At 59.6% G+C, this 12,548-nt stretch carries 12 protein-coding genes; 5 read left to right on the forward strand and 7 right to left on the reverse strand.

Annotated features, from left to right (window positions below):
* Nucleotides 1-64: 64 nt before the first annotated feature.
* The 4 genes from AC07OF_RS21900 to acs all read right to left on the reverse strand — a co-directional run bounded on the left by AC07OF_RS21900 (nucleotide 65) and on the right by acs (nucleotide 4,852).
* Nucleotides 65-763, reverse strand: coding sequence for an ABC transporter permease (locus AC07OF_RS21900; RefSeq protein ID WP_038613479.1), 699 nt, complete (start codon nucleotides 761-763; stop codon nucleotides 65-67).
* Nucleotides 760-1,449: an ABC transporter permease gene (locus tag AC07OF_RS21905; RefSeq protein ID WP_038613481.1), complete on the reverse strand. Its 690-nt coding sequence runs from the start codon at nucleotides 1,447-1,449 to the stop codon at nucleotides 760-762. The genes AC07OF_RS21900 and AC07OF_RS21905 overlap by 4 nt, the downstream gene beginning before the upstream one ends.
* 90 nt (nucleotides 1,450-1,539) lie before the next feature.
* A complete protein-coding gene (locus tag AC07OF_RS21910; RefSeq protein ID WP_038613483.1) occupies nucleotides 1,540-2,325 on the reverse strand; it encodes an ABC transporter substrate-binding protein in 786 nt (261 codons plus the stop codon).
* 565 nt (nucleotides 2,326-2,890) lie between these two features.
* Nucleotides 2,891-4,852: an acetate--CoA ligase gene (acs, locus tag AC07OF_RS21915; RefSeq protein WP_495073435.1), complete on the reverse strand. Its 1,962-nt coding sequence runs from the start codon at nucleotides 4,850-4,852 to the stop codon at nucleotides 2,891-2,893.
* Nucleotides 4,853-5,257: 405 nt separating this feature from the next.
* On the opposite strand from acs, the gene AC07OF_RS21920 reads away from it, so the two are divergent.
* Nucleotides 5,258-5,518 (forward strand): DUF2790 domain-containing protein, encoded by a 261-nt coding sequence (locus AC07OF_RS21920; protein WP_038613487.1) that lies wholly within the window; start codon nucleotides 5,258-5,260, stop codon nucleotides 5,516-5,518.
* A gap of 122 nt (nucleotides 5,519-5,640) precedes the next feature.
* On the opposite strand, the gene AC07OF_RS21925 is transcribed toward AC07OF_RS21920, so the two are convergent.
* Nucleotides 5,641-7,200, reverse strand: a complete 1,560-nt coding sequence (locus tag AC07OF_RS21925) for a sigma-54-dependent transcriptional regulator (protein ID WP_157193555.1) — start codon at nucleotides 7,198-7,200, stop codon at nucleotides 5,641-5,643.
* A 292-nt stretch (nucleotides 7,201-7,492) separates the two neighbouring features.
* On the opposite strand from AC07OF_RS21925, the gene phhA reads away from it, so the two are divergent.
* The 4 genes from phhA (at nucleotide 7,493) to AC07OF_RS21945 (ending at nucleotide 10,223) form a co-directional block, all read left to right on the forward strand.
* A complete protein-coding gene (gene phhA / locus AC07OF_RS21930; RefSeq protein WP_038613490.1) occupies nucleotides 7,493-8,281 on the forward strand; it encodes a phenylalanine 4-monooxygenase in 789 nt (262 codons plus the stop codon).
* A gap of 42 nt (nucleotides 8,282-8,323) precedes the next feature.
* A complete protein-coding gene (locus AC07OF_RS21935; RefSeq protein ID WP_038613492.1) occupies nucleotides 8,324-8,680 on the forward strand; it encodes a 4a-hydroxytetrahydrobiopterin dehydratase in 357 nt (118 codons plus the stop codon).
* The gene (locus AC07OF_RS21940; protein WP_157193556.1) at nucleotides 8,680-9,873 is read left to right on the forward strand and encodes an amino acid aminotransferase; all 1,194 of its coding nucleotides are present in this window, start codon (nucleotides 8,680-8,682) and stop codon (nucleotides 9,871-9,873) included. Before AC07OF_RS21935 ends, AC07OF_RS21940 begins: the two co-directional genes overlap by 1 nt.
* 221 nt (nucleotides 9,874-10,094) lie before the next feature.
* Nucleotides 10,095-10,223 (forward strand): hypothetical protein, encoded by a 129-nt coding sequence (locus AC07OF_RS21945; protein ID WP_256584467.1) that lies wholly within the window; start codon nucleotides 10,095-10,097, stop codon nucleotides 10,221-10,223.
* A 100-nt stretch (nucleotides 10,224-10,323) separates the two neighbouring features.
* On the opposite strand, the gene arfB is transcribed toward AC07OF_RS21945, so the two are convergent.
* Complete coding sequence (gene arfB, locus AC07OF_RS21950; RefSeq protein WP_157193557.1) at nucleotides 10,324-10,737, reverse strand: alternative ribosome rescue aminoacyl-tRNA hydrolase ArfB; 414 nt, start codon at nucleotides 10,735-10,737, stop codon at nucleotides 10,324-10,326.
* A gap of 84 nt (nucleotides 10,738-10,821) precedes the next feature.
* A complete protein-coding gene (locus AC07OF_RS21955; protein WP_157193558.1) occupies nucleotides 10,822-12,240 on the reverse strand; it encodes an amino acid permease in 1,419 nt (472 codons plus the stop codon).
* Nucleotides 12,241-12,548: the final 308 nt, after the last annotated feature.

A 12,548-nucleotide genomic window follows, 5' to 3' on the forward strand; every position in this document is an offset into this window, starting at 1 on the left:
TGTCGATTCTCACAAAGCAGTCAGTCTTGAGCTAACGCTCAGGGCGAAAAAGTTGGCGCAGGCCTCAGTGCTTGCGCGGCGCCAGGTAGCCGAGCCAGCGGCGCTCAGCCAGCTTGAACAGGCGCACCAGAATGAAGGTCAGGCACAGGTAGAACACGCCGGCGGTGATGTAGGCTTCGAACGGCAGGTAGTACTGGGCGTTGACCGTGCGCGCCGCACCGGTGATGTCGATCAGGGTAACGATCGACGCCAGACTGGTGGTCTGCAACATCATGATCACTTCGTTACTGTACTGCGGCAGCGCCCGGCGCAGGGCCGATGGCAGCAGGATGCGGCGGTACATCTTGACCCGCGACATGCCCATGGCCTTGGCTGCTTCGATCTCGCCATGGGGCGTGGCCTTGAGGCTACCGGCAATGATTTCCGCCGTGTAGGCACTGGTATTGATGGCGAAGGCCAGGCAGGCACAGAAGGTCGCACTCGACAGCCATGGCCAGAGGAAGCTTTCACGCACGGCTTCGAACTGAGCCAGACCGTAGTAGATCAGGAACAGCTGCACCAGCATCGGCGTGCCGCGGATTACGTAGGTGTAGAGCCAGGCGGTCATGTTCACCAGCGGCTGCTTGGACACCCGCATCAACCCCAGCGGGATCGCCGCCAGCAAACCGAACAGCAGCGACAGCGCCAACAGCTTGAGGGTGGTCAGCAAACCGCCCAGGTACAGCGGCAGCGCTTCCCAGATGACGTTGTAGTCGAAAATCATAGTTCAGCCGCCTTTACGCCAACCGAGTAGCGCTTCTCGAGGTAACGCAGGGCCAGCAGCGAGACACTGGTGATCACCAGGTACAGGGCCGCGACCGCCAGGAAGAAGGTGAAAGGCTCGCGGGTGGCATCTGCCGCCTGCTTGGCCTTGAACATCATGTCCTGCAGGCCGACCACCGAAATCAGCGCCGTGGCCTTGGTCAGGACCAGCCAGTTGTTGGTGAAGCCTGGAATCGCCAGGCGAATCATCTGCGGCACCATGACCCGGAAGAACACCTGCAGGCTGCTCATGCCGTAAGCCATGCCCGCCTCGGCCTGGCCCTTGGGAATCGCCATGAAGGCACCACGGAAGGTTTCCGAAAGGTAGGCACCGAAAATGAAGCCCAGGGTACCGATACCCGCCATCAGCGGATTGAGGTCGATGTAATCGTCATAACCGAGCAGCGGTGCTACGCGGTTGAGCAGGTCCTGACCACCGTAGAAAATCAGCAGGATCAAAACCAGGTCGGGGATCCCGCGGATCACCGTGGAATACAGGTCGCCCAGCCACGCCAGCCAGCGCACTGGCGACAGGCGCAGGGCCACACCGATAAGGCCGAGTACAATGGCCAGGGCCATGGACGACAAGGCAAGCTGCAGCGTAAGCCACACGCCGTCGAGGATAACTGCCCCGTAGCCTTTCAACATGATGAGGTCCTCGACCTTAGGGATGAAAAAATGGTGCAAACCTCAGAGTCTCTGCTGCTTGCACCATTACACAGGTGAAACGTCGACGATTTACTTGGCTTCAGGGCCGTAGATGTCGAAGTTGAAGTACTTGTCCTGGATCTGCTTGTACTTGCCATTGGCGCGGATAGCGGCGATGGCAGCGTTGATGCGATCCAGGTTGGCTTTGTCGCCCTTGCGCACGGCAATACCAACGCCGTCACCGAAGTACTTCACGTCAGTGAAGGACGGACCGACGAAGGCGTAACCCTTGCCAGCGTCAGTCTTGAGGAAGCCATCTTCAAGCAGCGTAGCATCGGCCACGGTGCCATCCAGGCGACCGGCTGCAACGTCCAGGTAGATTTCGTTCTGGGTGCCGTAAGGAACGATGGTGGCGCCTTGCGGAGCCAGAACTTCCTTGGCGAAACGGTCGTGGATCGAGCCACGCTGCACACCGATTTTCTTGCCCTTGAGCTCAGCCAGGTTGTCGCTGACAGTGGTACCTTCCTTCATCACCAGACGCGCCGGGGTCAGGTAGTACTTGCCGGTGAAGTCCACGGACTTCTTGCGATCTTCGGTGATCGACATGGACGAGAGGATGGCGTCGATCTTGCGCACTTTCAGTGCTGGGATCAGGCCGTCGAATTCTTGCTCGACCCAGGTGCACTTGACCTTCATCTCTTCGCACAGGGCGTTGCCGATGTCGTAGTCGAAGCCGACGATGCTGCCGTCTGGCGCCTTCGAGGCGAACGGTGGGTAAGCGGCCTCGATACCGATTTTCAGCGGTTTCTCATCAGCCAGCGATGCCAGGGAAAACACGGACAGCGCCAGTGCGCCAAGCAGTGCGAGTTTCTTCATCTGGAACTCCATCGGTAAAGGGCAATTCAAGGCAGAACGTAGAGACTGCCCGATATGCGAATGGGTACAACGCGAGCTGCGCAGGGGTCGACGAAGGTCGAACGCCACGAGCGAGTGATCGGCATTTTAACGACAGCTCCGAAGCCGATATTTCCTCAATGCGACAACTAGTTATAGAAGCGCAGGAACGCGGGGCCGGAGATATTGACAGCTTTCGCGGAATATGCAAAAGCAAAAGACAAATAACCAATCAATGAAGCAATAAGCGGGCCTATTATTGGCAAAGCCTTCTAATCCGGCAAGCGTAGCGTTTCAGCGGGTTGAAATCAGCCCAGGAAACGCCCTGTTAGCGGGCGAAAACGTTTCGCTTTGCCCCGCTGGCGAGCCATTGCGGTGACAGAAAGGTTACCGATGATTGTCGGAGTAACAGAAAGCACAAAGCCCCGCCGGTAGATTTCCGACGGGGCTTTTGAGTACACATAAGGGCCTCATCGCTGGCAAGGCCAGCTCCCACAGCGCATGCAGCACCCCTGTGGGAGCCGGCCTTGCCGGCGATAGGCCAGACTCAGGCCGAAACCTTGCTCATATCCTTATGCGTATCGATCAGATGCTGAACCACGCTCGGATCGGCCAGGGTCGAGATATCGCCCAGGGCGTCGTACTCGGCAGTGGCAATTTTGCGCAGGATGCGACGCATGATCTTGCCCGAACGGGTCTTGGGCAGGCCCGGCGCCCACTGGATGACATCCGGTGAGGCAATCGGACCGATCTCTTTGCGCACCCAGTTTTTCAGCTCCAGACGCAGCGCTTCGTTCGGCTCTTCGCCACCGTTGAGGGTGACGTAGACATAGATACCCTGTCCCTTGATGTCGTGCGGCACACCGACCACTGCAGCCTCGGCGACTTTCGGGTGGGCAACCATGGCGCTTTCGATCTCAGCGGTACCCATGCGGTGCCCGGAAACGTTGAGCACGTCATCGACGCGGCCAGTGATCCAGTAGTAGCCGTCTTCATCGCGACGGGCGCCGTCACCGGTGAAGTACATGCCACGGAAGGTCTTGAAGTAAGTGTCGACGAAACGATCGTGATCGCCATACAGCGAACGCGACTGGCCCGGCCAGGAATCGAGGATCACCAGGTTGCCTTCGGCAGCGCCATCGATCAGGTTGCCCAGATTGTCCACCAGCGCCGGCACCACACCGAAGAATGGACGGGTCGCCGAACCCGGCTTCAGCGCGGTAGCACCTGGCAGCGGGCTGATCAGCACGCCACCGGTTTCGGTCTGCCACCAGGTATCGACGATCGGGCAACGTGCTTTGCCAACGGTCTGGTAGTACCAGTTCCAGGCTTCCGGGTTGATCGGCTCACCCACCGAACCGAGCAAGCGCAGGCTGGAGCCATCGGCGCCCTCAACCGCAGCCTGACCTTCAGCCATCATTGCGCGGATGGCGGTCGGGGCGGTGTAGAGGATATTGACCTTGTGCTTGTCGATGATCTTCGACACACGGGTGATGTCCGGATAGTTCGGCACACCTTCAAACAGCACCGTGGTCGCACCATTGGCCAGCGGGCCGTAGACGATATAGCTGTGACCGGTCACCCAGCCGACGTCGGCGGTGCACCAGTAGACCTCACCCGGACGGTAGTCGAACACCCGCTCATGGGTCAGCGCGGCGTAGACCATGTAGCCGCCGGTGGTGTGCAGCACACCTTTGGGCTTACCGGTGGAGCCGGAGGTATAGAGGATGAACAGCGCTTCTTCGGCACCCATCTCTTTCGGTGCGCAGTGACTGGAAGCGACCTTCATCAGGTCTTCGTACCAGATGTCACGATGCTGGTGCCAGGCGATGTCGCCACCGGTGCGCTTGCACACGATGATCTTCTGCACGCTGGCGGTTTCCGGATTGGTCAGGGCCAGGTCAACGTTGGCCTTGAGCGGCGTGCGACGACCACCACGCAGACCTTCGTCGGCGGTGATCACCACTTTCGACTTGCAGTCGATGATGCGTCCGGCCAGTGCCTCGGGAGAGAAGCCACCGAAGACCACCGAGTGGATCGCGCCGATACGGGCGCAGGCCAGCATCGCGACTACGGCCTCGGGAATCATCGGCATGTAGATGGTGACCACGTCACCACGGTGCACGTCCTGACCGCGCAGGGCGTTGGCAAATTTGCACACCTGCTCGTGCAGTTCGCGGTAGGTAATGTTGCGGTGCTCGGAAGGATCGTCGCCCTCCCAGATGATTGCGACCTGATCACCACGCTCGGCAAGGTGGCGGTCCAGGCAGTTGTAGGAGACGTTCAGAGTGCCGTCGGCAAACCATTTGATATCGACATGGTGGTCGTCGAAGGAGGTCTGTTTGACCTTGGTGAAGGGCTTGATCCAGTCCAGGCGCTGCGCCTGCTCACGCCAGAAGCCGTCCGGGTTGATCACCGACTGCTGGTACATGGCCTTGTAGGTCGCCTCATCAGTCAGGGTGGTGGCCGCAACCTCGGGACGAACGGGATACAGGGGAGCCGCACTCATCTTTATCTACCTCGGTGTAATAGTTGTTTTTGTATGACCTCGTTGTAACTGTACCAGACCCGCTAGGCCATTCGACGTTGGTAGTAACGCCCTGCTCTTTTGCCCCCATGCAATTGACCGCAGGCTCAAGACCGGGCATGCGCGCAGAAAAAATAAATCCCGAAGATGTCAAGCAAGCGATTGTTACAGTTTTCGCCAACAGTGTTTATCAAAACATCATCTGTTTAACGCAAGCGCCCGCCCCTAAAATTCGCCCCGCCAGCAACGGCATCGCGATTAACTTCTTGTTACAGCCCCCACGAAGGCCGTTAATCCCGAGATAACTGTGATAGTTGAACGTTAGTTGTACACGCGGCGCCACAAGCGCTGCGTGCCCCCTTACGACCTTAGACAGGTAAAATGAAAATGAAAGCTTTACTGGTATTGGCACTTGGCAGTCTTTGCAGCGTGGCGGTGGCCGACGAAGTTGCAAACGGCGGCGCCGAGCAGATTCCGGTTGAACAGTACAGTTACTCGCAGCACCTGGACATCGCCAAAGTCATTTCCATGAGCGAAGTCCCGAACGTCTGCGAAGTGGTCCCGGCGCGCATGACCTATGAGGACTCGCAGGGCCAGCGGCATATTCTCGAGTACCGTGTAATGGGTAACGGTTGCTCCAACGGCTAATCTGAAGATTACCGCTCGCCGCGCCTCGATCGCCGCTGACCGAGGCGCGCGGTTCAAACAATCGATATTGAATCGTTGCGCTACAACTAATTCACGCTGACATTTCTGTCATTACAATTTATTTATTCCGCCGACTTGCCAACACCATGTTCGCGCAACTTGTTGGCTATTGTGGTATGTGAAACACCGAGGCGCTTACCCAACGCCCGGCTGCTCGGATATTCACTCATCAATTGTTCCAGCACCGCTTTTTCAAAGCGCCCGACAATCTCGCCCAGGTCACCCTCAAGGGAAAACTCACCCAGCGGTTGCCGCGCACCATAGTCCGGCAAGCGAATATGTTCGCTTTTAACCACCCCGCCATCACACAGCGATACCGCCTGGAACAATACGTTCTCCAGCTGACGCACGTTACCCGGCCAGTGATACTGGCTCAGGCGCTCCATGGCCGCCGGGGCCAGGCGCGGCAACGGGCAACCGATCTGGCGACTGGCCTGATCGAGAAAGTGCTCGACCAGCGGTGGCAGGCCATCCAGGCACTCGCGCAGCGGCGGGATATGCAGCGAAAGCACGTTGAGGCGATGGTAAAGGTCCTGGCGGAACTCGCCGCGCGCGCAAAGCTCCGAGAGGTCGACCTGGGTCGCACAGATAACCCGCACATCCAGATACACCTCCTCGTCACTGCCGACCCGACGGAAGCAGCCATCCTGCAGAAAGCGCAACAGTTTGACCTGCAAGCGCGGGCTCATTTCGCCCACACCATCGAGAAACAGCGTGCCGCCTGCGGTCAGCTCCAGCAGACCCAGTTTGCCTTCAACCCGCGCACCTTCGAATGCACCCGGCCCGTAGCCGAACAACTCGGTCTCGGCCATGGATTCCGGCAGGCCGGCGCAATTGAGCGCCATCAACGGCGCCTGCCCGCGCGGGCTGGCCAGGTGACAGGCACGGGCCAGCAGTTCCTTGCCGGTGCCAGTCTCCCCTTCAATCAACAGTGGCGCGTCCAGTGGCGCCATACGCCGAGCCTCGCGCACCACTGCAGCCATTATCCGCGAGCTCTGGAAAATACTGTCAAAGCCGCGCAACTCCTGCTTGCGCACGTTATAGATACGCTCACCGATGCGATCGGCACGATGCAGGGTCAACACTGCCCCTGCCAGAGCCTCACTGTCGTCATGCTCGGATTGCAGCGGCGCGATGTCGGCCAGGAACACGTCGCCCTTGACCTTGACCCGCAGGCCGTTGATCCGCGATTTGTTGGCGCGCACCAGCTCCGGCAAGTCAAAGTCTTCGGCATAACGCGACAGGGGGATACCCGGCACCTCATCCACCCGTACCCCGAGCAACTGCGCCGCCGCCCGGTTCGCGGCGACGATGGAACCGCCCATGTCGATCGACAGCACCGGGAAATCCAGCGCCCCCAGCAAGGCATTGAGTTCCATATGCCGCCGTTCGCTCGGCATCAAGCCCACTCGCTTGACCCCGAACACCCCGGCAATCGACTCGAACTTGGGCCGCAAGGCCTGGAACTGCAAGTTGATCAGGTTGGGACAGTGCAGATAGATGGCATTGCCATGCTCGCCGCCGACCTCGCCGCGGGCGACGTTGATGCCGTATTCCACCAGCAGGTTGAGGATGTCGCGCAGAATGCCGATGCGGTTCTGGCAATGCACTTTGATACGCATGAAGTGTCCTACAAATAGGTCTGGAACGAACCCTGACAGCCATCGGGCCGGGAACTTTCTACCAACCCGAAAGAATTTTCGTAAAGATTACGTGACAAAACGCCGGTTACCGAGGCTCATCACCCCTCGATTTTTCGGCCTTTCGCCAAATCCGTAAAGTAATCGTTACAGAAAACACACCGTTTAGCCAGTCCCAGACGCTGGCGAACCGATGCAAAGTGCGGCGCAGCGGGTTATCTCTTAAGCAACGGCTTGATCACATAACAAGAACGGCCCTCAGCAGGAGAGCAGTATGAAACAGACGCAATACGTGGCTCGCGAGCCCGATGCGCAAGGGTTTATCGACTACCCGCAACAGGAACACGCGGTGTGGAACACCCTGATTACCCGCCAACTGAAAGTCATCGAGGGCCGCGCGTGCCAGGAATACCTGGACGGCATCGAACAACTGGGCCTGCCGCACGACCGCATCCCGCAGTTGGGCGAGATCAACAAGGTGCTCGGCGCTACCACCGGCTGGCAAGTCGCCCGCGTGCCTGCGCTGATTCCTTTCCAGACCTTTTTCGAACTGCTGGCCAGCAAGCGCTTTCCGGTGGCGACCTTCATTCGTACCGAAGAAGAGCTCGACTACCTGCAAGAACCGGATATTTTCCACGAGATCTTCGGCCACTGCCCGCTGCTGACCAACCCCTGGTTCGCTGAATTCACCCACACCTACGGCAAGCTCGGCCTGCAGGCCACCAAGGAAGAGCGCGTCTACCTGGCCCGCCTGTACTGGATGACCATCGAGTTTGGCCTGGTCGATACCCCGCAGGGTCGCAAGATCTATGGCGGCGGCATCCTTTCTTCGCCGAAAGAGACCGTCTACAGCCTGTCCGACGAGCCCGAGCACCAGGCCTTCGACCCGCTCGAAGCCATGCGCACGCCGTATCGCATCGACATCCTGCAACCGCTGTACTTTGCCCTGCCGAACCTCAAGCGCCTGTTCGACCTGGCCCACGAAGACATCATGGGCATGGTTCACACAGCGATGAAGATGGGCCTGCACGCACCGAAATTTCCACCTAAGGTTGCTGCCTGAGCCACCTTGCAAACCAATAACAAACCACTTGCGGAAAACCTTATGAACGCCTTGAACCAAGCTCACTGCGAAGCCTGCCGTGCCGATGCTCCACAGGTCAGCGATGAAGAACTGCCGGTACTGATCAAGCAGATCCCGGATTGGAACATCGAAGTCCGTGACGGCATCATGCAGCTGGAAAAAGTCTTCCTGTTCAAGAATTTCAAACACGCCCTGGCCTTCACCAACGCCGTCGGCGAGATCTCCGAGGCTGAAGGCCATCACCCTGGCCTGCTGACCGAATGGGGCAAAGTCACCGTGACCTGGTGGAGCCACTCGATCAAAGGCCTGCACCGCAACGACTTCATCATGGCCGCGCGTACCGACGAGGTCGCCAAAACCGCCGAAGGCCGCAAGTAATGCACTTCAGCGCGATCGGGCGCGTACCCGGTGATCCGATTCTGGGACTGATGGAGGCCTACGCCAACGACAGCAACCCGGACAAGTTTGACCTGGGTGTGGGCGTCTTCAAGGACGCCCAGGGCCTCACGCCGATTCCAGCGGCAGTCAAACTCGCCGAACAGCGCCAGCTCGACCAACAGTCGAGCAAGAGCTACGTCGGCGGCCATGGCGACGCTGACTTCGGTCGTCTGATCAGTGAACTGGTGCTGGGTAGCGGCTCGCCCCTGCTGGCCAGCAAACGCGCAGGCGCCACCCAGACACCGGGCGGCACCGGCGCCCTGCGCCTTGCCGCGGAGTTCATCGAACACTGCCTGCCGGGCCGCGGCATCTGGCTGAGCGATCCGACCTGGCCGATCCATGAAACCATCTTCGCCGGTGCCGGCCTCAAGGTCAGCCACTACCCTTACGTCGGCGCGGATAACCGCCTCAACGTCAGCGGCATGCTGGCTGCGCTGGAATCGGCGCCCAAAGGCGACGTAGTGCTGCTGCACGCCTGCTGCCACAACCCGACCGGCTTCGACCTGTCCCAGGATGACTGGCGCGCCGTACTGGAAGTGGTCCGCCGCCGCGAGTTGCTGCCGTTGATCGACTTCGCCTACCAAGGCTTTGGCGATGGCCTGGAAGAAGATGCCTGGGCGGTACGGCTGTTTGCCGCTGAACTGCCCGAACTGCTGATCACCAGCTCCTGCTCGAAAAACTTCGGCCTCTACCGTGACCGCACCGGCGCCCTGCTGGTATGCAGCCATGATGCCGAGAAGCTGCTGGATGTTCGCAGTCAACTGGCCCTGCTGGCGCGCAACCTGTGGTCGACGCCGCCGGATCATGGCGCTGCGGTGGTCGCACAGATACTCGGCGATGCAGCGCTCAAGCAGCTGTGGGTCGAAGAAGTCGAGGCCATGCGCCAACGCATTGCCCGGCTGCGGCTCGGGCTGGTCGAGGCACTGGCACCTCACGGCCTGAGCGAACGCTTTGCCCACATCGCCGCGCAACGCGGGATGTTCTCCTACACCGGCTTGTCGCCAGAGCAGGTCAAGCAACTGCGTGAGCGGCATAGCGTGTATATGGTCGGCACTGGCCGAGCGAACATCGCGGGTGCTGATGCGGCACGCCTTGAGGCACTGGCTGCGGCTATCGCTGACGTCTGTCGCTAAAAAGCATCGCTGGCAAGGCCAGCTCCCACAACAGCCACTGTGCTGCAGACTGTGTGGGAGCCGGCCTTGCCGGCGATGGGGCGCACAGCAACCGCTGGCCTCAACACCAATCGGCAGGAAAACTCATACTGTCATTCAGACTCCTGTATCCTGCACGAGCTTTTTACAAGCCATGCGCGCCTTGCGCAGCCTTTCCACACTCACTTGCGAGGAACGACGAGATGCATGAAATCCCGAATCTTCCCTTCCCAAGCCTGAACCCAGAAGAGCAGACACCTGCCACTCACAGCGCCGAACCAGCCCAGGCTGACCACGACGGCGACGAAACTTCCAGCGCCGACCAGGAATAACCGCGCAACAGTCAGACTGTGTGAAAACGGCTGATGCAGGGACCACCCCGTCAACACGTTTTCACACCGTCAAGAATTCCCCGCCAACACTCTCCACGCCTCAGTAATCGACCTTGCCGCGTCCGGCCTTGATCGTTCCACGTTTGCTCTTGGTGTCCAGCCGCCGGGTTTTCGAACCCAATGTCGGGCGGGTCGGACGTCGCGCCTTCTCCACCTTGACCGCCGCCAGGATCAACTCACGCAAGCGCTCCAGCGCATCGGCACGGTTCTGCTCCTGAGTGCGGTATTGCTGAGCCTTGATGATGATCACCCCGTCACGGGTAATGCGACTGTCGCGCAACGCCAGCAAGCGCTCTTTGTAGAACGGCGGCAAGGATGAGGCCTGAGTATCGAAACGCAGGTGCATGGCGCTGGAGACCTTGTTGACGTTCTGCCCACCTGCGCCCTGGGCGCGGATAGCCGTCAGCTCGATTTCCTGGTCGGGGATGTGCACGGAATTGGAAATGATCAACATGGGTCACAGGCCTGATAAGGCCATGAGGATACCGCAAAAACAAAAAGCCCGGCGCAAGGCCGGGCTCCTTCAACACACTGCGCCTTACTTGGCCGCAGTGTTCGCCTCAGGCAGGCGACGGGCCTGGCGATTGTTCTTCAGGCCGTAGCAGGCAAACATCACCACCAGCCACACCGGAATCGCGTACACCGATATCTGGATGCCTGGAATCTGCAGCATGATGCCCAGAATCAGCACCACAAAGGCCAGAACGACGTAGTTGCCGTAGGGGTACCACAGCGCCTTGAACAGCGGCTTCTGGCCAGTCTTGTCCATGTGCTGGCGGAACTTCAGGTGCGAGTAGCTGATCATCGCCCAGTTGATCACCAGGGCCGCCACTACCAGCGACATCAGCAGCTCAAGCGCATGCTGCGGGATGAAGTAGTTGAGCAGCACGGCCACCAGGGTCACGGCCGCCGACGCCAGGATCGAACGTACCGGCACACCGCGCTTGTCGATCTTCGCCAGGCCGGCCGGGGCATCGCCCTGCTCAGCCATGCCGTAGAGCATGCGGGCGTTGCAGTAGGTGCCACTGTTGTACACCGACAGCGCTGCAGTCAGGACCACGAAGTTGAGGATGTGTGCAGCAACATCGCTACCCAACAGCGAGAACACCTGCACGAACGGGCTGGCGCCATAGGTGCCACCGGAGGCATCGAGGCTGGCCACCAGGCTGTTCCATGGAGTCAGCGACAGCAGCACCACCAGGGCGCCGATGTAGAAAATCAGGATACGGTAGATCACCTGGTTGATCGCTTTCGGGATCACGGTTTTCGGCTTGTCGGCTTCTGCTGCGGTGAAACCGAGCATTTCCAGACCGCCGAAGGAGAACATGATGATCGCCAGGGCCATGACCAGGCCGCTCACCCCGTTAGGGAAGAAGCCGCCGTGCTCCCACAGGTTGCTCACCGAAGCCTGAGGACCGCCGCTACCGCTGACCAGCATGTAGCTGCCCAAGGCAATCATGCCGACGATGGCCAGGACCTTGATGATCGCGAACCAGAACTCGGCCTCGCCGAACACCTTGACGTTGGCCAGGTTGATCGCGTTGATCAGGATGAAGAAGGCTGCAGCCGAGGCCCAGGTCGGGATCTCCGGCCACCAGTAGTGCACGTACTTGCCGACGGCGGTCAGCTCCGACATACCGACCAGGATGTACAGCACCCAGCAGTTCCAACCGGACAGGAAGCCAGCGAAACCGCCCCAGTATTTGTGGGCAAAGTGACTGAAGGAACCTGCCACCGGCTCTTCGACGATCATCTCGCCGAGCTGGCGCATGATCATGAAGGCAATGAAGCCACAGATCGCATAGCCGAGAATCATCGACGGGCCCGCCGACTTCATCACCCCGGCCGATCCGAGAAACAGCCCGGTACCAATTGCACCGCCCAGGGCGATCAACTGGATATGGCGATTTTTCAGGCCGCGTTTCAGCTCGCCTGAATGCGTGTTTTGTCCACTCATGAACGAAGTCACCTGCATTGTTTTTATCTGTGACGGAATCGGACCCACCGCGCTCGTGGCGCAGCGGAATTAACAAGGTGGTTACCTTGAGGATCTTGGCCAACTGCTGCCCATCCAGGGCAAACGCCGTGGGTAAATCAGCCGGGTGTCAGCAAGAGTGCGCGGTACGCATTGGGGTCACAGGTAAAACGCGGCGCATTGTATACCCCTGCAGACGCGCAGGGGTCAACACGTTGCGTGATTGTCTGATGACAAAACGCACCGTTCCTGAGGAAAGAATGAAGCCTGGGAGGGTAATCGGCGTACAT

Source organism: Pseudomonas sp. GW821-FHT10B02 (assembly GCF_059415665.1).

What these genes read in the sequence shown, in the direction of transcription:
- AC07OF_RS21900 (WP_038613479.1), bottom strand. Translation starts at nt 763, where the DNA reads ATGATTTTCGACTACAACGTCATCTGGGAAGCGCTGCCGCTGTACCTG.
- AC07OF_RS21905 (WP_038613481.1), bottom strand. Translation starts at nt 1,449, where the DNA reads ATGTTGAAAGGCTACGGGGCAGTTATCCTCGACGGCGTGTGGCTTACG.
- AC07OF_RS21910 (WP_038613483.1), bottom strand. Translation starts at nt 2,325, where the DNA reads ATGAAGAAACTCGCACTGCTTGGCGCACTGGCGCTGTCCGTGTTTTCC.
- acs (WP_495073435.1), bottom strand. Translation starts at nt 4,852, where the DNA reads ATGAGTGCGGCTCCCCTGTATCCCGTTCGTCCCGAGGTTGCGGCCACC.
- AC07OF_RS21920 (WP_038613487.1), top strand. Translation starts at nt 5,258, where the DNA reads ATGAAAGCTTTACTGGTATTGGCACTTGGCAGTCTTTGCAGCGTGGCG.
- AC07OF_RS21925 (WP_157193555.1), bottom strand. Translation starts at nt 7,200, where the DNA reads ATGCGTATCAAAGTGCATTGCCAGAACCGCATCGGCATTCTGCGCGAC.
- phhA (WP_038613490.1), top strand. Translation starts at nt 7,493, where the DNA reads ATGAAACAGACGCAATACGTGGCTCGCGAGCCCGATGCGCAAGGGTTT.
- AC07OF_RS21935 (WP_038613492.1), top strand. Translation starts at nt 8,324, where the DNA reads ATGAACGCCTTGAACCAAGCTCACTGCGAAGCCTGCCGTGCCGATGCT.
- AC07OF_RS21940 (WP_157193556.1), top strand. Translation starts at nt 8,680, where the DNA reads ATGCACTTCAGCGCGATCGGGCGCGTACCCGGTGATCCGATTCTGGGA.
- AC07OF_RS21945 (WP_256584467.1), top strand. Translation starts at nt 10,095, where the DNA reads ATGCATGAAATCCCGAATCTTCCCTTCCCAAGCCTGAACCCAGAAGAG.
- arfB (WP_157193557.1), bottom strand. Translation starts at nt 10,737, where the DNA reads ATGTTGATCATTTCCAATTCCGTGCACATCCCCGACCAGGAAATCGAG.
- AC07OF_RS21955 (WP_157193558.1), bottom strand. Translation starts at nt 12,240, where the DNA reads ATGAGTGGACAAAACACGCATTCAGGCGAGCTGAAACGCGGCCTGAAA.